The organism is Agrobacterium sp. lyk4-40-TYG-31, assembly GCF_030209855.1.
Lineage (GTDB): Bacteria > Pseudomonadota > Alphaproteobacteria > Rhizobiales > Rhizobiaceae > Agrobacterium > Agrobacterium vaccinii.
In genome coordinates, this window is the sequence record NZ_JARVRE010000002.1 from 377,274 (window position 1) to 396,854 (window position 19,581).

The 19,581-nt window shown below is 58.1% G+C and carries 18 protein-coding genes and 2 pseudogenes; 7 read left to right on the top strand and 13 right to left on the bottom strand.

The window, feature by feature from the left end:
* Positions 1-164: 164 nt before the first annotated feature.
* Positions 165-1,754, bottom strand: a complete 1,590-nt coding sequence (locus tag QRN55_RS02445; protein ID WP_284774515.1) for a phytoene desaturase family protein — start codon at positions 1,752-1,754, stop codon at positions 165-167.
* A gap of 223 nt (positions 1,755-1,977) precedes the next feature.
* Here QRN55_RS02445 and QRN55_RS02450 point away from each other — a divergent pair, with 223 nt between their 5' ends.
* Positions 1,978-3,549, top strand: a complete 1,572-nt coding sequence (locus QRN55_RS02450; protein WP_284774517.1) for a phytoene desaturase family protein — start codon at positions 1,978-1,980, stop codon at positions 3,547-3,549.
* A gap of 237 nt (positions 3,550-3,786) precedes the next feature.
* On the opposite strand, the pseudogene QRN55_RS02455 reads toward QRN55_RS02450, so the two are convergent.
* The 12 genes and pseudogenes from QRN55_RS02455 to QRN55_RS02510 form a co-directional block, all read right to left on the bottom strand.
* Positions 3,787-4,175: pseudogene (locus tag QRN55_RS02455) on the bottom strand (ATP-binding cassette domain-containing protein); the annotation flags it as partial.
* Positions 4,176-4,209: 34 nt separating this feature from the next.
* Positions 4,210-4,918, bottom strand: a pseudogene (locus QRN55_RS02460) (DDE-type integrase/transposase/recombinase); the annotation flags it as partial.
* A 210-nt stretch (positions 4,919-5,128) separates the two neighbouring features.
* Positions 5,129-6,043 carry a LysR family transcriptional regulator gene (locus QRN55_RS02465; protein WP_284774519.1) on the bottom strand — a complete coding sequence of 305 codons (915 nt, stop codon included), beginning with the start codon at positions 6,041-6,043 and terminating at the stop codon, positions 5,129-5,131.
* Positions 6,040-6,708 (bottom strand): aspartate/glutamate racemase family protein, encoded by a 669-nt coding sequence (locus tag QRN55_RS02470; protein WP_284774521.1) that lies wholly within the window; start codon positions 6,706-6,708, stop codon positions 6,040-6,042. The genes QRN55_RS02465 and QRN55_RS02470 overlap by 4 nt, the downstream gene beginning before the upstream one ends.
* Positions 6,705-8,165, bottom strand: coding sequence for a dihydropyrimidinase (gene hydA / locus QRN55_RS02475; RefSeq protein WP_284774523.1), 1,461 nt, complete (start codon positions 8,163-8,165; stop codon positions 6,705-6,707). Before hydA ends, QRN55_RS02470 begins: the two co-directional genes overlap by 4 nt.
* 11 nt (positions 8,166-8,176) lie before the next feature.
* The gene (locus QRN55_RS02480; RefSeq protein WP_284774525.1) at positions 8,177-9,103 is read right to left on the bottom strand and encodes an N-carbamoyl-D-amino-acid hydrolase; all 927 of its coding nucleotides are present in this window, start codon (positions 9,101-9,103) and stop codon (positions 8,177-8,179) included.
* 20 nt (positions 9,104-9,123) lie between these two features.
* Positions 9,124-9,789, bottom strand: coding sequence for an amino acid ABC transporter permease (locus QRN55_RS02485; RefSeq protein WP_111839369.1), 666 nt, complete (start codon positions 9,787-9,789; stop codon positions 9,124-9,126).
* Between the two features lie 10 nt (positions 9,790-9,799).
* A complete protein-coding gene (locus tag QRN55_RS02490; RefSeq protein ID WP_111839368.1) occupies positions 9,800-10,474 on the bottom strand; it encodes an amino acid ABC transporter permease in 675 nt (224 codons plus the stop codon).
* Between the two features lie 5 nt (positions 10,475-10,479).
* Positions 10,480-11,223 (bottom strand): amino acid ABC transporter ATP-binding protein, encoded by a 744-nt coding sequence (locus tag QRN55_RS02495; RefSeq protein ID WP_284774527.1) that lies wholly within the window; start codon positions 11,221-11,223, stop codon positions 10,480-10,482.
* Between the two features lie 160 nt (positions 11,224-11,383).
* Positions 11,384-12,235, bottom strand: coding sequence for a transporter substrate-binding domain-containing protein (locus tag QRN55_RS02500; RefSeq protein ID WP_284774529.1), 852 nt, complete (start codon positions 12,233-12,235; stop codon positions 11,384-11,386).
* 283 nt (positions 12,236-12,518) lie between these two features.
* Positions 12,519-13,373 (bottom strand): D-amino-acid transaminase, encoded by an 855-nt coding sequence (locus tag QRN55_RS02505; RefSeq protein WP_284774531.1) that lies wholly within the window; start codon positions 13,371-13,373, stop codon positions 12,519-12,521.
* Positions 13,374-13,386: 13 nt separating this feature from the next.
* Positions 13,387-14,160 (bottom strand): LamB/YcsF family protein, encoded by a 774-nt coding sequence (locus tag QRN55_RS02510; RefSeq protein ID WP_284774532.1) that lies wholly within the window; start codon positions 14,158-14,160, stop codon positions 13,387-13,389.
* 224 nt (positions 14,161-14,384) lie between these two features.
* On the opposite strand from QRN55_RS02510, the gene pxpB reads away from it, so the two are divergent.
* The 6 genes from pxpB to QRN55_RS02540 are packed head-to-tail and all read left to right on the top strand — an operon-like array spanning position 14,385 to position 19,576.
* Positions 14,385-15,128 (top strand): 5-oxoprolinase subunit PxpB, encoded by a 744-nt coding sequence (gene pxpB, locus QRN55_RS02515; protein WP_284774534.1) that lies wholly within the window; start codon positions 14,385-14,387, stop codon positions 15,126-15,128.
* Positions 15,125-16,090 carry a 5-oxoprolinase subunit C family protein gene (locus QRN55_RS02520; RefSeq protein ID WP_284774536.1) on the top strand — a complete coding sequence of 322 codons (966 nt, stop codon included), beginning with the start codon at positions 15,125-15,127 and terminating at the stop codon, positions 16,088-16,090. Before pxpB ends, QRN55_RS02520 begins: the two co-directional genes overlap by 4 nt.
* 12 nt (positions 16,091-16,102) lie before the next feature.
* Entirely contained in the window at positions 16,103-16,747 is a 645-nt protein-coding gene (locus QRN55_RS02525) for a GntR family transcriptional regulator (protein ID WP_233136809.1), read from the top strand.
* Positions 16,744-17,688 carry an NAD(P)-dependent oxidoreductase gene (locus tag QRN55_RS02530; protein ID WP_284774538.1) on the top strand — a complete coding sequence of 315 codons (945 nt, stop codon included), beginning with the start codon at positions 16,744-16,746 and terminating at the stop codon, positions 17,686-17,688. Before QRN55_RS02525 ends, QRN55_RS02530 begins: the two co-directional genes overlap by 4 nt.
* The gene (locus QRN55_RS02535) at positions 17,685-18,941 is read left to right on the top strand and encodes a Zn-dependent hydrolase (protein ID WP_284774540.1); all 1,257 of its coding nucleotides are present in this window, start codon (positions 17,685-17,687) and stop codon (positions 18,939-18,941) included. The genes QRN55_RS02530 and QRN55_RS02535 overlap by 4 nt, the downstream gene beginning before the upstream one ends.
* On the top strand, positions 18,938-19,576 hold the full coding sequence (locus QRN55_RS02540; protein WP_284774542.1) for a GntR family transcriptional regulator: 639 nt from the start codon (positions 18,938-18,940) through the stop codon (positions 19,574-19,576). Before QRN55_RS02535 ends, QRN55_RS02540 begins: the two co-directional genes overlap by 4 nt.
* The last annotated feature ends 5 nt before the right edge of the window (positions 19,577-19,581 follow it).

Below are 19,581 nucleotides of genomic sequence, written 5' to 3' on the forward strand. Positions count from 1 at the left end.
CATTGCCGGTTATACTTTATTTGAAGCCTAAAATGAAATCGGGGTTCTCGGCAAGTGATTTCTCATGCGGTATGTCGAAAGCTTCGTAAAAACCTTTACTTGCGCAATAAATATGCAAACGCACACAGATCGTATATTTCAGAATATGTGTTTGTCCTTGCGAATTACTTCAGCTTGGAAGCCAACAAAAAGCCTGAGCCGCCCGCCAGGCCAGGTCCCGGATGGGTCGAGGCACCGATATGGTATAGCCCTGATATGTGCGTCTGGTGATTGACCGTGGTCTTGAACGGACGCCAGAGGAAAAACTGGTCGAGCCCGCAAAAGCCACCATAGGGATCGCCACCGACGAGGTTCATATTCATGGCTTCAAGATCGGAAGGCGCATAACAGCGGCGGGCGAGGTTGATATCATCGAAATTTTCGATCTGGGAGCGCAGCATGGCCTCTATGCGGTCGGCAAAGGCCTCGCGCAGTTGTGCTGTCCATTTGCCATCGGCGGGGCATTCGAGCTGGCCTGCGGCATCGCCCTTGATGTGGCGTGGTGTGTCGGGCAGTTGCAGCCACAGGATTGCGCCGCCATCGGGTGCGCGTCCCGGATCCAGTGCCGTCGGCTGTCCCACACACACCGTCGGCTCGGCAGGCAGCAGTCCGCGCTCCGCTTCGTTGGAAGAGCGTGATACGCCATCCAGACCAGGTGTCAGATGCAGTAGCGCCACCTTGCTCAGGTCGTCGCCACTCCGCCAGCGCGGTGGCGCCTTCAGCGCATAGTGGATTTGCATATTGCCCTTGCCATAGCTGTAAGAGGCCAGGCCATCATGGATATCCTGTGAAAAATGCGCCGAAGACGAGGCCAGCAAACGTTCATAGAGCTGATGGGGCGTGACGGAGGCGATGACGCCTTTTGTGGCCTTCAGATGCCGCCCGTCGGCAAGGGTCACGCCGCTTGCCCTGTTTGAATCGATGAGGTCGATATGGCTGACATCGGCACCCGTGATGATCTCGCCGCCCTGATCGCGGATCAGGCGCTCGAAAGCGCGCAGCAGATTGTCCGCGCCACCTTTTACAATTGGCGCACCGGCGGCTTCTATCGCAAAGCCGATCACACGCGTCATCTCTGCGGAATAGCTGTTTTCCGGCCCAAGGCCACAATGTAGCGCCCATGGCGCCCAAAGAGCCCGTACGTCTTCAGAACGATATGTCTTTTCCAGATAAGTTCTGGCCGGGGATAGCGCCTCACCGAACCATGCCATGAGCCCTTTAAGACCATTTTTCCAGGCCTGTCGGGCCAGCAGTTTTGCCGTGGCGAAAGACCAGAGATTGCCGCCGAGCAAGCCGAAAACAAAGCCTGCATTTCCCGCAAATTTCGTCATTTCTCGGTCGAAGGCCTTGCCGTCGCCGGGTGCGAGCGCCTCGAAATGCGCAATATTCCGGCTGCGATCCATGGAAAGAATGGCATGGCTGCCATCTGGCCTGAGAACACCGGTGGGCATGGAAGAGTGACAAAATTCCAGGCCCCGCGCTTCCAGATCCTTGCCAAGAACGGCATAAGCTGGTGAAGTCAGGAATAGCACCATCGTGGTGGCCATGACATCATGCCGGAAGCCTGGCAGGGTGATTTCTTCCGTTCGAAGACATCCACCGATCCGGTCGTTTCGCTCAAGCACGAGCACCCGCTTACCCTTTTTGCCGAGCAGTGCTGCGGCGACAAGAGCGTTTATGCCGCTTCCGACAATGATATAGTCAGGGTCAGCCATGGATGAAACCTGTGATGATTGAAGCGTCCGTCATTTAATGCTGAAACGAAGCCTATGATCAAAAATATGATTGCGCAAGAAATTTGTTTAAGCTTAAATTATATGTCCGGCTGCTGGTTCAGCGACCTTTTCCGGGCATAGAAAATACGCGGTTTTCGGTGCCGGAGCACAGCGCATACAAAATATGTTTTCACATATATCAGACGATAATTCGAGGAACGAGATGCTTGAATATGATGCTGTGGTAATCGGGGCTGGTCATAACGGGCTTGCTGCTGCGGTTCATCTCGCCACGAAAGGTTGGCGCGTTGCTGTGGTCGAAGCCGCAAGCGAAGCGGGCGGTGCCGTCAAAACTGTGGAAGTGACCGAGCCTGGCTTCCGCCATGATCTTTGCGCGATGAATCTCTCCATGTTTGCAGGGTCGGGTTTTCATGCTGCCTATGGCGAAGAGTTGAGATCGCATGGCCTTGGATTTGTACCGGCACCCCATTGTTTCGCGAGCGTTTTCCCAGATGGCACATATCTGGGTGTGGGCACAGACCAGGTCGAAACCACCCGTGCCATTGCCGCACTGTCCCGACGCGATGCAGACGAATGGTCGGCGATGATCGAGGATTTCGGTCGGAAGGCGCCGCATCTCTTTGCCCTTCTCGGCGCGCCCATGCCCTCTCTTCAAAGCGCCAAAGCCGTTTGGAAAGCCTGGCGTGCTGGCGGTTTTCCCATGCTGTACGATCTTGGTCGTCTGTTGCTGGCTTCGCCGCGCAGTTTTCTCGACCGGCATTTCGAAAACGATAAACTCAAGGCTATGATGGCTGCGTGGGGGCTGCATCTCGATTTTGCGCCCGATGTCGCCGGTGGCGCGATGTTCCCCTATCTCGAATCCATGGCCAATCAGGTTTTCGGTATGGTGATCGGTGCTGGCGGCGCGGACACGATCATTAAGTCGATGGTATCACTGTTGAAGGAAAAAAGCGGAGAGGTTCTTTTATCCGCACCTGTCGAGAAAGTCCTGATGGAGGGTGGCAAGGCAAAAGGCGTAGTCCTCATGGATGGCCGGACCGTCAGAGCATCGCGAGCGGTTATTTCCAACGTTCATCCCAAACTGCTGTTCGGCGCGATGGTACCGCCCGACCCGGCTCGTAAAACGTTTGACAAGGCTCTTGCCGGCTACAGGGCCGGTCCGGGTGCCATGATGATTCATCTTGCCATGGATGACCTACCGGACTGGACCGCGTCTGCAGCACTGAGAGAGTTCGCCTACGTCCATATCGCCCCGGATGTGGGCATGATGAATCGAGTCTATTCGGAAGCAATGGACGGGTTACTGCCCACCGTGCCAGCGCTCGTCGTAGGCCAGCCAACGGCTATCGATCCCGGCAGGGCGCCCGCCGGCAAACATGTGCTTTGGGTGCAGGTACGTGTCTTGCCAGCATCGATCCGGGGCGATGCAAAGGGTGAGATAGACGGCACGGACTGGGAGGACGTGAAGAACGCCTATGCCGAGCGTGTTCTGGATATTATCGAAGCCCATGCGCCGGGTTTCAGGACAAAAATTCGGGCGTGCCATATTCTTTCGCCAGTTGATCTTGAGCGGGAGAACCCGAACCTTATTGGCGGAGACAGCCTGTCCGGCTCGCATCATCCCGACCAGAATTTCATGTTCCGCCCGGTTGCCGGCTATTCACGCTACAAAACGCCTGTAGACAGGCTTTACCTGTGCGGAGCAGCAACGTGGCCTGGAGCAGGCACGGGGGCGGGCTCAGGCTTCATGCTGGCGAAAATGCTGGCGCGGTGATATTTCAGCAATTGTCTGAAAGTGCAGGCGGGTGACTCAGCACCAGCAGAGAAATATGCAGCCTGTCCTACGCGGCAGATCGCATTGAGACATCAGGCTTCATTTTGATTGCATACCAAAATAAAAAGCGATGGAAGCTCCCTGTTCCCTGGATGCTTGCTAATGACGAAATGTTCCGGTTCGACTGCAACGAAATGGAAAAGGGCAGGGGAAAACGAAATCCCGTATCATTGGCCTTCATTGCTGCCCCGCTGATTTCCTGGATGAACGTCGGCCCTTTATGAGGTGGGAGAGTGGGCCACTTTTCGATGACGTCGTATAAGGCCGATGTCACTGACAAGTTTGGCACCGCCTTCGCGCCTTTCCAGGTCATCTTGGGCGCATGGAACGCTTCGAGCTCAATGCGGTGGGCGACACTCAGAACAGTAGCATCTAGCAACTCCTCGATCAGCATTGCCGTGATCTTGTCCTGCGTCTTTTCATCAAGGGCCGAGGTGGTCTCATCCAACACGATAATGTTTGGCTTGTTGAGCAACAGACGTGCAAAGGCCAGCCTCTGTTTTTCGCCCCCAGACAACGTGTGTCCCAGGCGCGTCTTCCTCAATCTTTTCGCCGAGCTGGCCAAGACTGGAGTGCACCCCGTTTCACCGGACATGTCAGCTAGTTTGATTTAGCCCTGATGAACTTCTGGAGGGGAGAAGCCATCTTGAGCGCGGAATGGTGATGGATTTCGTTCTAGTCCTCGATCCATCCGTCAAGGAGCCAGAGCGCTATTTCGGCGTTTGTTAGAGCTAATATGCGGATGTAGTCCCGCTTCTGGGTCTTGATGAACGCCACATACCATTCGAAGGGGGGCTGGCTACCGGCGTGAAGCAGGGCGTCAGATTGAGCGCCTGAGCAACAGCCTCGTATCCCTCGCAGTATAAGCCGAAACATTATCCGACAGATGCTCGATTGCATGTGGGCTCGGGTTGCGTTGAAGCGTTTTTTCACCGCCTCCAGTATCATGTTGCGTACGTCTGAGCCGGAGAAGCCTGCATTCGCGACCGCCGTCCAGGCGATGATCTCGCGGTCGAAGGCGTCGATGATGAAGGCGAAACGAATGACCTCGCCATTCCAGCAGGTGAATTCCAGCTCATCCTAGCACCAGCGCAGATTAGAACGCATGACCATGACTTTGCCGTCGTGATGCGGCCCTGGCGACTGGCCGTACGTTTCTCCAGCAAAATCGCGTGTTTGCCCATAATGCGATTAACCCCTTTGGCGTTGACGACAGACTTATCGGCGGCTCGCCTTTCGCGATTGAGAGCGCGAGGATCTGCCGATAGCCATAGGTCGGCCTGGGCAGAAGCGGTTCGTTTTGACGAGGGCTTCGTGAGGGGTTCGCTCGGCTGCCGGTCGCGCGAGTTCACGAGCTAAATCCATGAACGCCCTGCTCCAGCCGACAGGTTTGGTCGCCCCACGATCGGAGGGTGAGTGCTGTTTAAAGATATAGTCGACGCCGGCACCTGTCAGGATTTCATTTCGGCACCAATCAAACTATTGGTTCCTGACGTCACAGCTTCTTCCATGGCGCAACTCAAAGCACATAGGAGACTGCTCTCTTCAATTCTGCGATGAAGCCGTGCAACAGACGTGAGCGCGGAATACCCTTTCGGGTGATCAAAACAGCAGGGATTTCGCATGGTGGCTGGAAGGGCAACTGCACCAATCCCGTGGAAGACTGGTAAGCGGCGCTATAGGCGTCCACGACCGCCGCTCCTACTCCCACGCCAGCGAGCACCGCGGCTGTTGCGCAATAGCGGACCTCAACCCGCGGCTCATAGGCGATACCGTCGCGTTCGAAAGCGTCTCGCAGCATCTGGCCCATGCGCGATTCGATCTCCAAGCCGATAAAGCCATGTGTCGCCAGATCTGCGACGGTTACCTCCTGCCTTGTCGCAACTTCGGGCCCATAGGGTACTAAAGCCACCATATGTGTTCGGGCCAAAACCTCAACATTGACGGAGGGATGACGTTCTAGTGCAACCGCGAGCCCGATATCTGCAGCGCCGCTCTGGACGGCGTCGATGACATGTTCGAGGCGACGTACGTCATAGGCAACGGAAACATCAGGTCGATCCTTTAGGAACCGGGCGAGTGCCAAGGGCGCGACTGTATTTCCGAGCGGTGGGGTCGATATGACCCGCAATCGGCCAGATGTACCATGTCTGATAGCGCGCGCGCGGGCAGAGAAATTACGCAACATGCTGAAAACTGGGCGAACTTCCTCAAAAAGAAGCAGTGCTTCCTCGGTCGGCTCGAGACGCCGATGCAGACGTTCAAACAGCGTTACCCCGAGCTGGTTTTCGAGTTGACGGATGCCGTTCGACACTGCGGGCTGGGAGATACCGAGCTGCTCGGCGGCCTCGACGGTTGTCTCGCAACGCATCATCGCACCGAAGATTTCGAGGAGGCGCAGCGAGATATCCGGCTTTTGCTCGTTCTCGGTCATGGCTGTATGGTCAAAAGCGCGCCGAGCGCCATGGCGACGGCCGCCTGTGTCGGATCAATAATGCGGATCTCAAGCTCTTTTTCCAGCCTGCTTCGGTGGCCGGACATCCCGGCGCAGCCGAGCACGACGGCTCCGGCGCCCATCTGCCGCAGTTGTGCGCCGGCCTTCAGCAGTGCCGCAAAGCTCTTGTCTCCATGGCCGCTTTCCGCGACGCTGACCGAACCCTCGAGTGCGACCTCGCCGGCAAGCCTGCCATCGACACCGAGGCGGCGAAGATTGCGCAGATGACGCGGGATGGAGCCTTCTGCAACGGCAATGACGCCAAAAAGGTCGGCCAGCGCCAGCGCAGTCAAAACTCCGGCATCCTGAATGCCATAGACGGGCTTGGTCGTGGTGGAGCGCGCGAGATCGAGGCCGGGCTGCGAATAACAGGCAAGCACATAGGCCGAAGCATCCGACCGGCTTTCGATCAGGTCTGCCGTGCGAAGCGAGGCCTCGTCCACATCGCGTTGGGTAACGACGCCGGGCGGGCCTTCCTTGATGGTAACGCATTCGATCACCGGGCCGCAGGGAAACTGCATGCCGGCAACCGCCTTACGCAGGCCTTCGGTGACGCTTTCCGAACTGTTCGGATTGATGACGAGGATTGGTCCAATCGTGTTCATGGTGCAATCACCGCACCGAAATTCTGCGCCGGATCAAGCTCTTTGGCGCGATGACCGGGCTTGCCCGTCAGATCGACGGGATTGCGGGCGATGAAGCGTCCACGACCGCGCATTGCCTTCAGGTCTCCGTTCTCGACGATGACATCACCACGGTTGATGGTCAGAACCGGCCAACCTTCGATCTCCATGCCCTCGAAGGGTGTATAGTCCATATTGTCATGTTGGTGGGCAAGCGTTGCTGTGCGACGGGCTTCCGGATCCCATATGGCAATGTCGGCGTCATATCCGGGCGCGATCGCACCTTTCCTCGGCACGCCAAACGTCTTGGCCGCGTTGGTGCTCGAAAGAGCGACGAATTGCTGGAGCGTGATGCGCCCCTTTGCGACACCCTCTGAGAACAGATAGGGCAGGCGCATGGCGATGCCGGGCATGCCGCTGGAAATCTTCGGATAGGGTGCGTGTGCACCATTGGCAAACTTGCCCGATGCATCCATACGATAAGGCGCGTGGTCGGAGGACACGCTTTCGAACGTGCCGGACTGTACGTGCCTCCAGAGTGCTGCCTGCGTTTCCGCATCGCGAACCGGCGGCGAGCAGATATATTTTGCGCCTTCCATCCCAGGGCGATCGAGGTCTTTACGGGTCAAAGCCAGATATTGCGGGCAGGTCTCGGCAAACAGTTTCGTGCCGGCAAGCTTTTCACGCTGGACAAGGGCGGCACCGCCAGCCGTTGAGACATGGACGATAAAGAGTGCGGCATCGACCAATTTTGCCAGTGAGACGGCGCGGTTGATCGCTTCCTCTTCCGCCAGTTCCGGGCGGCTGATGGCATGATATCTCGGTGTGGTAAGGCTGGCCGCTGCCAACCGCTTGTTCATCCATTTGACCATGTCATTGTTTTCGGCATGGACCATGGTGAGCGCACCATGGGTTTTCGCGACTGTGAGAATGTCAAGCATGCCGCCATCGCCGATATTCATCAAGTCATAGGTCATGAAGACTTTGAAGGAAGTGATACCGCGGGCAAAGACGCCCGGCAGTTCTTCCAGAACAGCGTCGGAGGGATCGGAAATGATAAGGTGGTAGGAGTAATCGAGCACCGATTGCGGTGCCGCGCGGGTGTCATAGGTGGCGATGACATCGGCAATCGACTGGCCGCGATGCTGTGCTGCAAAAGGAATGAAGGACGAATTCCCACCAAAGGCTGCGGAGACAGAGCCCGAATAATAGTCGTCGGCGGACATCAGGCCGCTCGAACTCTCCTGGGCGATATGAGCATGCGCTTCGATGCCGCCGGGAACCACCAGCTTGCCGGTCGCATCGATGCGCCGCTCGCCGCCACAGATCTTCTCGCTGATTGCGGCGATGCGGCCGTCGATGATGCCGATATCGGCTTCGAAGACATCGGATGCTGTGGCGATGCGTCCGCCATGGATTACGGTATCGAACTCCGTCATGACGCTGTTCCTCACACTTCGACGATTGCGCCAGTCTGGCTCGTTATACGGCCATAGTGCTCAATACGACGATGGCGTTCGAAATCAAAGATCGTCTTCTTGCCGAAATCGCATTTGGCGAAGTCGCATTCGGCGATGATCAGTTCGTCTTCCTCGGTCATGGCCTTTGCCAGGATGAAGCCATCCGGATCAACAATGATCGAGCCGCCCATCAGCGGATGGCCGTCCTCGACTCCCGCCTTGGCGACGCCGACAACATAGGTCGCGTTCTGGTAGGCACCGGCTTGCAGCGACAGTTGCGAGTGAAACAGTCGCTTGTCCAGTCCCTCGTCGCTCATCTGGGCATTTACCGAAGGCGTGTTGTAGCCGATCGCTACCAATTCGACGCCCTGCAGGCCCATGCAACGGAACGTTTCCGGCCAGCGTCTGTCGTTGCAGATCGCCATGCCCATGACAACGCCTTCGTTGCGCCAGACATTGAAGCCGAGATCGCCGGGTTCGAAATACCGCTTTTCCAGATGTTGAAAAGCGCGTTGCGTATCGTATTCGGAATGACCGGGAAGATGGATCTTGCGATATTTTCCGACGATGTTGGCATGCCGGTCCGTGATGATCGAGGTATTGTAGTAGTGGCCGTCCGGCGTCTTTTCAGCGTAACCGAAAGTGATCGCGATGTTGAGGTCGCGGGCGTGGTCGAAGAGAGGCTGTGTGGCCGAATTCGGCATTTCCGTTTCGAACCAGAAATCGATCTCGGCCTGGTTTTCCATATACCAGCGGGGAAAGAAAGTGGTGAGTGCCAATTCCGGGTAAACGACCAGATTGGCCCCCTTTGTGGCTGCCTCATCAAGCAGGGCGATCATGCGTTTGACGACACTTTCGCGACTGTCGGCCTTCTGGATGGCGCCGAGTTGTGCACCCGCAATCTTCATGACGGTCATTGGTGTTCCTTTCGAAGCGATTAGGCGGCTAAACGCCGCTGGAAATGGCTGACGAGCCGCACCAGCGGCCACAGCAGCACGAGATAAATGAGAGCTGCCAATACCAGCGGTGAAGCATTGTAGGTCACCGAGCGGGCCATGCCAGCATTGTAGAGGAGCTCAGACAGCGAAATGACGGAGGCAAGCGAGGTCAACTTCACCACCTCCACTGTGTTCGACAACAGGTCGGGCAGGACGTTGCGCACCGCCTGTGGCAGGACGATATGGATGAGCGTCTGCGCTGGATTAAGGCCAGTCGATTGCGCCGCTTCCCATTGTCCCTTGGCGACGGAGAGAAGGCCTGCACGATAGACCTCCGCATAATAGGAGGAGTTGTTGAGCAGGAAGGCGATGACGACAGCGGCGAAGGGCGATATGTTGATGCCGGCGAAGGGCAGTCCAGCATATATAAAGATCAACAGAACCAGCGGGGGGAGTGCGCGGAAAAGATCAGTATACGCAATCGAGATCCAGCGAAGCCAGCGACGTTCACTCAGGTTGCCGAGTGCAACGAACAGGCCGCCGATAAGCCCGAGCAGGATCACCGCGCCACAAAGCTGCAATGTCGTCCATAGGCCGGTGAGCAAAAGCGGCAGCGACTTGCGCATGATCTCGATATTGAAGAACTGGTCGAGAAAAATATCCATGTCCACCCTCCTACCGCTTCTTCCAGGCTGTGCGGCTTTCCAGCCAGCGGGCAGCGATGACCATAGGCAGGAAAATCACCAGATAGGCGACGACCGACATGGTGAGCGGCGTGGCGCTGCCTGAAAAACTCTGCGCTGTCGTGGCGCTCGACAGGATTTCCGACACGCCGATGGCAGAACCCAGGGCAGTCATCTTGGTGATAGCAAGGACGCGGTTGACGAGCGGCGGAATGGCGAGTCTGACTGCTTGGGGCAGGGCGACATAGGTGAGGGTACGGGTAAAGCCGAGACCCGTAGCGATGCCAGCTTCCCACTGCCCCTTTTCAACCGACAAGATGCCCGCCCAAAAGATTTCCTCGGCAAAGGCGGCAAGTGTCGCTGCCAGCACGATGAAGAGTACCATCGGGCCCGAAAGCTGTATGCCAATCGAGGGAAAGCCGAAATAGAGGATCAGGATGACGACAAGCGAAGGCAGGGCGCGGAAAATGTCGGCAAAACAGATTATGAAAAAATTCAACGTCCTGATGCGGTAGCTACGCAGACAGGCGAGCAGCAGTCCGGCCCCGATGCCGGCGACGATAACGGCGGTGGCGATCTGGAGCGTCACCCAGACGCCAGCGATGATGTCCGGTGTATATTGCGCCATCACCATCGGGTTGAAGAAGGTTTGAAGAAACCTGTCCATCACACCTACCCAGAAACGCGCGATAGAAAAGCGCGTGTGCGCTCGGCCTTCGGTGCGCCGAAAATCTCGTCCGGCGGACCCTGTTCGACGACCAGACCGCCATCCATGAAGACGACACGATCGGCAGTCTCGCGAGCAAAGCCCATTTCATGGCTGACGACGACCATCGTCATGCCTTTGGACTTGAGGTCCTTCATCACCTTGAGAACCGAGCCGACGAGTTCCGGGTCAAGCGCCGAAGTGGGCTCGTCGAAAAGCATAACTTTCGGGTCCAGCGCCAGCGCGCGGGCAATGGCGACGCGCTGCTGCTGACCACCGGAGAGCTCGCCTGGATAGGCGTCCGCCTTGTGCGCCATTCCGACCTGATCGAGCATGTCCATTGCGCGTGCATCGGCTTCACCCTTGCTGCGCTTCAGCGCCTTGCGCTGGGCCAGCGTGACATTCTTCAGCACGGTCATGTGCGGGTAGAGGTGAAAGCCCTGAAAAACCATGCCGATCTGCAACCGCATGCGATCGAGATCGCGGCGCGTCCCTGCCATGATGTTGCGGCCATCGACAATGATATCGCCGGATGTCGGTTCTTCCAGACGATTGCAGCAGCGCAGCATCGTGCTTTTGCCCGAACCTGACGGGCCGATGACGAAGACGAGCTCGCCTTGCGCAACCCTCAGGTCGATCTTCTTGAGAATGGTGTTGGGACCGAAACGCTTTTCCAGCGACACGATTTCCAGCATAGGGCGATGGGTCATTCAGGATACTCCAACAGGTACGTTGCAACGCGGAAAGGTGGTCCCGATGGGACGCGAGCGAGTACCCTTGGACACGGCCTGCGGGGGGCGGGTCGCATCCTTGTTTGTAAATGAGCGTGAACAGGCGAGTGGGAGGTCCCGCCCGTCCACGATCCGGTGGTTACTTCAGATTGTCGCAGGATGCCGTATGGTCGTCATCCTGGTAGCCTTCGAAGCCAGGTGTGCCGAAACCCTTGCTCGGTGTGACGATCGTTGTGCCCGCCACCGGGGTTACGCCGAACCACTTTTCGGAAAGCTTTGCCATAGAGCCGTCCAGCTTGAGGCATTCGATTGCCCGATCCACCAGATCGCGATTTTGCTCGTCGCCTTTGCGGAAGGAAATCGCCCAGACGAGCCCTGTGGCGTATTCATACGACAGCTTGAGGCGCGGGTTCTGCTTGACAGACCACGCAGCAACCGTGTTGCCAGCGAGATTGGCATCTGCGCGACCTGCTGTCACGGCTGCAACGGCATCCGTATTGGTGCCATAGCTCTCGACCTTCCAGCCAAATTCCTTTTCCTTCTCACGCAGGAAGCTGTCATAGGCCGAGCCCTTGTTGACGGCGATTGTCTTGCCTTTGAAGTTCTCAAGGGTCTTGTATTCCGGTGAGTTTGCCGGGACGACGAAGGCGAAATTCGTATCCATGAAGCCTTCGGTGAAAAGAAGGTTGGCAGCCCGCTCCTTGTTGACCGTTACCGGTGCAACCAGAAAATCATATGTGCCAGCCTGGAGTGCCGGGATGAGGCCGGAAAACTGGGCGCCGGTCAGATCGACCTTTTTGCCGAGGCGGTCACCGATCAGATTGGCCATGTCGACGTTGAAGCCCTCGATCTTGCCATCGAGGGTTGGCATGGCGTGCGGGGCGAAGGTCGCGTCGATCGCAGTCTTAATGGGATCTCCGAGCGCGAAGGCCGAATTGCAGGCAAAAAGCGTCGATAAGCCGACAATGCCGGCCTTTATCAAGGGTTTCATCGATGTTCTCCTACTGGTGGTCCAGGCCTTTAGCGACCCTTGTTATGGGCATAGTTCCATCGAATTTTCCGCACTGCAATATAATTTTTAATTATAATAGAATTAGAATTATACGTTTTTCATATAGGTCGTAGAACCGTCCGGTTCCGTGTGGAATGATGTGGCGCCCTTTCCCTTTGCCGCTTGACCGCCAGCAGCGACAGGCTGGCTATCACCAAATGGGTGTAGATAAAGTGACACGGTTTTGTCGCGTTGCCGCCCGCGAGAGGGCGGCAACGAAAACTTAGATGGCGCTTGCCATCTTCTGTTTCACGTAAAGTTGACGCAGCTTCAGTGTCAGCGGACCAGGCTTGCCGTCACCGATTGCCTTGCCGTCAATGGCAACGACCGGCAGAACGAAATTGGTGGCGGAGGTGATGAAGGCTTCCGCTGCATCCAGCGCTTCTTCGGGCGTGAAAGCGTGTTCTTCGTAAGCGATGCCTGCCTCTTTGGCGATATCGAGAACGCTGGCGCGGGTGATGCCGTGCAGGATCGCGTGCGACAGTTGGCGTGTGATCAGCGTGCCGTTTTTGGTGATGATATGGGCCGTTGCCGAGCTTGCCTCGGTCACGAACCCGTTTTCCACCAGCCAGGCATCGTCAGCGCCCATTGCGGCGGCTTCCATCTTTGCCATGGAAGGATAAAGAAGCTGTACCGTCTTGATATCGCGGCGCCCCCAGCGCAGGTCGGGGACGAGAGCGACCGATATGCCGGTCTTTACACGCGGATTGTCAAGGACGGCCTTTGCCTGGGTGAAAAGCGTCAAAGTCGGCGTCGGGTCAACCGGATAGGCGAAATCTCGGTCGGCGGTGCCGCGCGAGATTTGTAGGTAAATCAGGCCTTCCTTCAGATCATTGCGACGGACGATTTCGCGGTGGACTTCGAGCAGCTGTTCCGGTGACAGCGGGCAGGTGATGCCAAGTTCCGCCGTTGAGCGCTGCAAGCGGGCAGAATGGCCCTCATATTCGATCAGCTTGCCGCCGACGACGCCGGTTACTTCATAGATTGCGTCGGCAAACATAAAACCGCGATCAAAAATCGAGACCTTGGCATCCGCTTCCGGCAGCCACTCGCCGTTCAGATAGACAATACGAGACAATGGTGAGGCCCTTTCACATCTTGGGTTTGGTAAATGGTGCAATGGTGACGCCTGATTCAGTCAGCTTGTTGCGCAAGGCCCACGCGGTTGCCGGTGCGCCCGGCGTGTCGCCATGGATGCACACGGTTGCCGCATCGACCGAGAGATGCGATCCGTTAATGGTCGGGATCCTGTTGTCGCAAACCATCGACAGAACCTGATCGACACTCGCCGATAGATCATGGATCACCGAGCCTTCCATCTGGCGCGGCGCAAGCATGCCGTTGTCGAGATAGCAGCGATCGGCATAGACCTCGCAGGCAACGCCAAGGCCCGCCGCTTCGGCAGCGCGCATCGTCTGGGAATAGGGAAGAGTAATGAAGATGAGGGTTGGATCGACCGCCTTGATTGCCTGGACGCAGACCTTCGCCAATGCCTCGTCTTCGGCGGCCATATTGCCGAGCGAGCCGTGGGTCTTCACATGGGTGATCGGCCAGCCAAGTGTCGTCGCCATGCCTTGGATGGCGGCGATCTGATAGATAATCTGCGCCTCGATATCTTCAGGGCGTTCGCCAGAAATGCGGCGCCTGCCGAATCCGTAAAGATCCATGAATGAGGGATGCGCGCCGATTGCCACTCCCTTTTCGCGTGCGGAGATGATCGTATCGCGCATTACACTCGGGTCGCCCGCATGAAAACCGCAGGCGATGTTTGCGGTGGTAATGATATCCATCATGGCTGCGTCGTCGCCAATCTTGTAGGCGCCGAAGCTTTCTCCCATGTCGCAATTAAGGTCGATCGTAGGCATGTGGATCATCCCGTTTTAGCCATTCAGAAGTCAGGTCCGCTCAATCGAAATTGCCGATCATAACCGTAAAGCAGTCTTGACATACAATTGGTGTACTGAAATGACAAGGAGTTTGTTAGACTTGTTTATCTACACCGACAATGGGAACAAGACAGAATAAGCGGATACGCCGTGCCCCTAAGGATGCAGACGGGCAAAGGGCGCTGGCGGAAGTTGGGACGAAAATGACAGTGTCTGAAAACGCGCATTTGCCTTATCCGCGAATTGCCGCCAGCGGCGATCGCGCCATCGTCATCGAACTCTCGGATGAGATTTCCGAAGAGACGAACATGCGCATCGTGGCACTGGCCAGGGATCTTCGGCAGAACGCAATCGCTGGAATAGTCGAGACGGTGCCAACCTACCGGTCGCTGCTCGTTTCCTATGATCCGTTGATCGTGCGTGGCCGCAATCTTTCGGTGCGCCTTCTCGAGCGGCTTTCGGCCATTCGTATTGACGGAACTCGCGGGCGGCGGCTCGTCGTGCCGGTGGTCTATGGGGGCGATCCCGGCATGGATCTGGAATACTTGGCAGAGATGAAGGCAATGAGCGTGGCAGACCTCATCGCCATGCATGTCGCGGGGGATTACCGCGTTTATATGATCGGCTTTGCGCCCGGATTTGCCTATCTGGGAGGCCTGCCGGAAAAATTGCATACGCCAAGGCTTCCGGTGCCGCGCCAGCGGATAGAGGCGAGCGCTATCGGAATTGGTGGCAAGCAGGCCAGCATCAATTCGGTTCCTGGGCCAAGCGGTTGGCGTTTCATAGGTCGCACGCCGATCAGGATGTTTGATCCGACCCGAAGCGATGCCTTTTTGTTGAGGGCTGGCGACCATGTCCGGTTTCGCCAGATCGAGCACGACGAGGCCGCCGAGCTGGATGCAGCTGTCGCGGCAGGAAACCCACATATTGAGTGGGAGGACGCATGAGCACGCTGATCGTCAATCAGGCCGGGCCAATGATGTCCGTGCAGGACCTCGGTCGCACCGGTCTCGTGCAGATGGGCGTGTCCGCGTCCGGTCCCATGGATGGCGTCGCGATGCTGATTGCGAACCGTCTCGTGGGCAATGCCAAAGACGATGCGTTGATCGAGTTCGCCAATGTGGGTGGCCAGTTTGAAGTGGACGAGCCGGCGCTTTTCGCCGTTACCGGTGGCGCAGTGTCGGTCACGGTCGATGGCGAGCGTGTGGATTGCTGGGCGAGCCACAAACTGCTTCCGGGTCAGACCCTGCGCATTGGAGCTCTGAACAACGCCGTCTGGGGCTATCTTGCGCTTTCCGGGGGCATTCAGACCGAGCCGGTCCTCGGCGCGCGTTCGACACATCTGCGCTCGCGCATCGGGGGTCTTGACGGTCGGCGTCTTGAGCCTGGCGATAGTTTGCCGCTCGGCGGGACACCCGATAGCGCACTCGCCGTGCCGCAGAGGGTTCTTTGCACGCCTCTGCACCGCTCCGCAGGCCCCATCCGTGTCATCAAAGGCCCGCAGGCGGAGCATTTCGATACCGTCGCGTGGCAACAATTTCTGCGGGGGCCGTTCGTCGTCTCCGGCAGCCGGGATCGTATGGCACAGTTTCTGGACGGGCAGCAGATCGTCGCGGCCGGTGGCCATGACATCGTATCCGACGGCACGGTCATGGGCTCGATCCAGGTGCCGGCCTCCGGTCGGCCGATCATCCTGATGGCTGAGCGCCAGACGACCGGCGGTTATCCGAAGATTGCAACCGTCGCTTCCATTGATCTGCCGAGGTTGGCACAGGCGGTGACCGGCAGTCTGATCCGCTTCAGGCTCGTGACGCAGGAACAGGCGGAAGATCTCTGGATTGCCCAGAGCCGTTCTATGGACGAGATTTTGTCCAGCCTCGACCAGGCGACGGGTGCGGCAGATGTCTAAAGGAGACAGGTCTTGAACAAACCGCTCGCCAAGCAGGCCTATGGCAAGATTATCGAGATGATCCTCGCCGGTGTGCTGAAACCCGGCGACCTTTTACAGGAAGCCAAGCTGGGCGACGAGCTTGCGATGTCGCGCACGCCCGTGCGCGAAGCGATCAAGCGTATCGAAGCGGAGGGCCTTGCCGTTCAGGAGGGCCGTTTCTTAAAGGTCCGTACCCTGACAATCCCTGAAATAGAAGAGATATTCTTCCTGCGCCAGCAGCTGGAAAGCTACTGCGCGCGACATGCGACGGGCATTTCGGCTGCTGTTCTCGATGATCTGGAGAGCCGCGTCATCACTTTGCAAAATGAGGGACCGGGCGACGACGACGAGCAGCGCGGTGTAGACGATGATCTGCATCACGCGCTGGCGCATGCCGCCGGAAACCAGATGATGATGCGTGCAATCGGCGACCTGCGCCGCCGCACATGCATGTTCGACCACACTCAGGTTCCGGCCCGTTTCCTCACCAGTTGCCGGGAGCATTTCGACATTCTTCAGGCGCTTCGGGCTGGTGACGGCGATAGGGCGGGAGTGTTGATGCGGGAGCATATTTCCCACGCCCGCGATGCCATCCTTGAGCGACTGAGCGCGCCGACACAGAGAACATCCAGATGAAATGTCTCATCCTACAACCCATCCATGCAGCGGGCGTCGCACTTCTGACGGGGGCCGGTGTTGAACCCGTTATGTGCCCGGATACAGACTTTGCGACCGTTACACGGTTGATCCGCGATTGCCAGGCGGTCATCACCCGCGATGCCGGCCTCTCGGCCGAAGCGATTGGGTCTGCCGACGCGTTGAAGATCATCGTCTCGCATGGTGCTGGTCACGATTCTATCGACAAGGTCGCAGCCGCCAGGCGCCGTATTCTCGTCTGCAATACGCCGGGTGCCAATGCCCGCTCCGTCAGCGAACTGGCGCTTGGCCTTGCTATAGCGGCCGCAAGGCTGATCCCGGCGGCAGATCAGGCCGTGCGTTCCGGATCGCGTGGCTTTCGTGAGGCGTCGAGCTTCCAAGAGCTTTTTGGCAAAACCGTTCTTCTCGTCGGTTGGGGCGCAATCGCGCAGGGTCTCGCGCATATGCTCGATGTCTCTTTCGGCATGCGGGTCCTTATCTATTCGCCGCGCAGCACAGGCACACTGGCCTATGAGCGTGTCGCGACACTCGAAGAGGGGCTTGCCGCCGCCGATCTCATTTCCATCCACACGCCCTTGCGCGAAGACAACCGCAACATGTTCGACGCGAAGGCCTTTGCAGCCGTCAAGCGTGGCGCAATCCTCGTCAATACTGCGCGGGCCGGTCTAATAGACGAGACAGCACTCGCCGCAGCCATCAATAACGGCATCATCGCCGGCGCTGGTCTCGACGTCTATTCTCCGGGCGCCGCCCACGGTCCGCTTGCTGCCACCAATCGGGTGATCTTCACGCCGCATCTGGGCGGCACGACGGGTGAGGCTCTGGAGCGGGTGGCGGTGGCTGCCGCGGGCCATGTGCTGACGGCCCTTTCCGGCAAACGTCCGGCAACGACAATCGACCTGCAAGGGGTGAACGCATGAGCTTGGTCATCAGGGACACAATCGACAGCCTGCTGGATCGCATTAATGCAATCTCGGATGTCGGTCCGGGATTAACCCGCCCCTCATACAGCCGGCTCGAAAGTCAGGCTCATGAGGTGATCGTCGCGGATGCCGAAGCGCTTGGACTTGAGGTCACGCGTGATGCCGCCCTCAACCTCTTTGCCCGCCTGCCGGGCCGCGATAGTTCTGCACCTGCAATTTACATCGGCTCGCATCTCGACACGGTTTCGATGGGTGGAGCCTATGATGGGCAGGCTGGCGTTTCAGGTGCCATGGCACTGGCCGCCGCCTTTGTCGAAAGCGGAGAACCGCCGCCCGTCGATCTGGTTGTCACGGTTACTCGGGCTGAGGAAAGCGTCTGGTTCCCGGTCTCCTATGTGGGTTCGCGCGCAGCACTCGGGCGACTAACGGCACCGGAGCTGCAAGCGAAGCGTTCCGATACGGGTCGCACGCTCTACGACCATATTCTCGAAGAAGGCGGCAGGCCCGATGAGATACTGACAGGCCCAGGTCTTGCGCCTGCACATTTCATCGAGCTGCATATCGAGCAAGGCACAGTGCTCGACAATGCCAAGGAACCATTCGGCATCGTCTCGGGTGTGCGCGGTGGCCTGCGTTACCGTGAGGCACGAATCAACGGGACCTGGGCCCATTCCGGTGGTCCGGCGCGTTCGGAGCGGGCCGATGCGGTGTTCGCACTGGCAGACCTGATCGTTGGCATGGACAGACGCTGGCAAGAGGCACTTGAGCGGTCGCAGGATCTGGCCGTCACCTTCGGTCGTGTCGATGCGGCATCGTCGGAACATGCCTTTGCTAAAGTGCCGGGCCGGGTGAATTTCTGCGTAGACCTTCGCAGCGACGACCTTGCCGTGCTCGATGAGCTGGATGGCATGTTCAAGGCGGACATCCACGAGATCGAAAAGGCGCGCGGCGTCCGCTTCGATCTCGGCCCGCAGTCGCGCAGCCAGCCGACAAAACTGTCCGCAACGCTTGGTGATCAGATTGCCAGTGGCGCGACAAAGCTTGGATATAGCCCGCGTCGGATGCTTTCCGGCGGTGGTCATGATGCGGCGGCCTTTGCACAGGCCGGGTGGGACAGCGTCATGGTGTTTCTGCGCAACTGGAACGGCAGTCATAATCCAGACGAAAGAATGGACCCGGCCGATCTGGCTGCGGCAGTCGAGGTTCTTTACGCCGCCATCCGCGATTTCGGTACGGGAGGCAGCAAATGAACGACAAGGAAACCCTGGCGCAGCAGGTTTATCGCGACCTCAAGAAACGCATCCTTCAAGGCCAGCTTTCGTCTGACGAGATGCTGACGGAACGGACATTGGCTCTGGAGTCCGGCATTTCGCGTACACCGCTGCGCGCAGCCATATCGCGGCTCGAAAAGGAGAATGTTATTTCCCGCTTGCCGAACGGCGCGCTGATGGTGAGACCCGTCACCGTCGAGCAATTGCTGGAAATCGTGCAGCTACGCCGTCTTCTCGAAGGTGCGGCTGCCCAGAAAGCGGCCGGTCTGCCCTTTACCGAGGCGCTGGCCCAGGCACGTGAGCGAATGCGCTATTTCACCAGCGGTGGCGATATCGAGTTCGACCTGTTCTGGGTCGATGACGACGCGTTTCATGATGCCGTCGCCGTTGCCGCTGGCCTCCCGCTGCTCGCGTCGATGCTGACAGAAATGCGCAGCATTGCCCGTCGTTGTACCATCACCCGCACCCATGACCGTTTTGACCAGCAGGCGCTGGAACATATCGCCGTCATTGATGCCATCGAGGCGCGGGACGGCGCTGCGGCCCGTACTGCGATGGAAGTGCATTTCGACAGTGTCAGAGCCCGCTTTCTCGGCTGGCTGGCGCGCAATTGAGGTCT